At 43.0% G+C, this 1,394-nt stretch carries 1 protein-coding gene; it reads left to right on the top strand.

The annotated features are described in order from the left end of the window. Positions 1-126 precede the first annotated feature (126 nt). On the top strand, positions 127-1,394 hold a 1,268-nt coding region (locus LZ24_RS16955), incomplete at its 3' end, for a tetratricopeptide repeat-containing sulfotransferase family protein (protein WP_144686891.1).

Raw genomic sequence — 1,394 nt, 5'->3', positions numbered from 1 at the left:
GATCTTCGTCTAAGTTGTAATTGTTATATTTTGATTTTATAGTGTTAAATTTATAAACCCGTCCTGTGCAAGCAGGGCGGGCTTTTTTTTCAGGTTTTTCTTTTGCTTGTTTAATGGGGGTGGCTGGTGAAATTTTTAATTAAGGAATTGCTGCGGGCCATTGATTTGTTGAATCATGGGCAGGCTGATGCGGCGCTTACTTTGAGTCATCAGCTGAATAGAAAACATCCTTCAGATGCACGTGTGTGGCAGCTTATTGGTTTGTGTAAGCTTAAGCTGCATGAGTACACTGCCGCTATTGATTACCTGAAGCGTGCCGCATCAAAAATTAGCAATGGAGAGTTATTTCTTGGGTTGGCAAAAGCTTATGTTGGATTGGGGCGGTGGGAAGATGCGGTACAGGCCAGCCAACAGGCAATTGCTCTTGATTCAACAGATGTTCAAGCTTATGTAACTTGTGTTATTGCGCTAGAGTCACAAAAGAAGTATCTGGAAATGCGTAGTGTGCTCAGTCGGGGGTTTAGTCTTGCGCCCTATCATCCTGAACTTTGTTTTGTAGCTGCAAAACATGGTATTTATTTTGGTGGACATGACTTGTTTGAGCATGAGTTGTTACTGAAACTTGAGAGTCATCAGTTTGCCGATGAAATACGTGCCTTGGGTTATAGTGCGCTGGCCTGCTGTGCACATGAAAAAAACTGCTTTGCTGATGCTTTTGGTTATCAGAGTCATGCGAACAGTTTATTTTCAAGTAAGCGGCATTATGATGCTGACCGCTTGCTGCGTTACCTGCAAGCCTTTCGTATAATGTCAGTAGATAGCGGTTGTGATAAAGATCTTGAATATGATGGTGTATTCCCGCACTTGATGATTCTGGGTTTCAGTCGTAGTGGCAAATCTTTGATAGAAAGCCTGTTAAGTTGTAACCCCAAGGTTCAGGCGTTGGGTGAGAGCAAAATTTTTACTGACTGGGTGCAACGGCGTATAGCATTAAAAGCTGGTGGAAGCTTGCTGGATTATACTATGCAACTCACCTTGGAAACCGCCGCTAGTGAGCGGCTAGAATATTTGATACATTTGCAGCAGTATTTAAAACACCTGCCCACTGTTATAACCATTCCAGATCATGTATTGGCACTTGGTGTTTATGCCAGGCTGTTTCCACATGCTCCCTTAGTGTTTGTGCGAAGAGATCTGGAAGATTTAGGTTTGGCTTGTTTTTTCAAGTTTTATCGTCAAGATAATGCATATAGCTTGAGTCTTGAGGCCATTGGTCGTGAAATAGCTCTTTATGAGGCCCTGCTGAGCCATTGGTCGGTCGAATTGCCGAACCCAATAATGCAGGTCGCTTACGAGGATTTGGTTGAAAATACAGTGGCGGTATTACATCGCTT

It is taken from the genome of Desulfobotulus alkaliphilus (genome assembly GCF_007830435.1).
Classification (GTDB): domain Bacteria; phylum Desulfobacterota; class Desulfobacteria; order Desulfobacterales; family ASO4-4; genus Desulfobotulus; species Desulfobotulus alkaliphilus.
The sequence above is the reverse complement of the archived record's forward strand: the minus strand, read 5'-3'. Positions and strand labels throughout refer to the sequence as shown.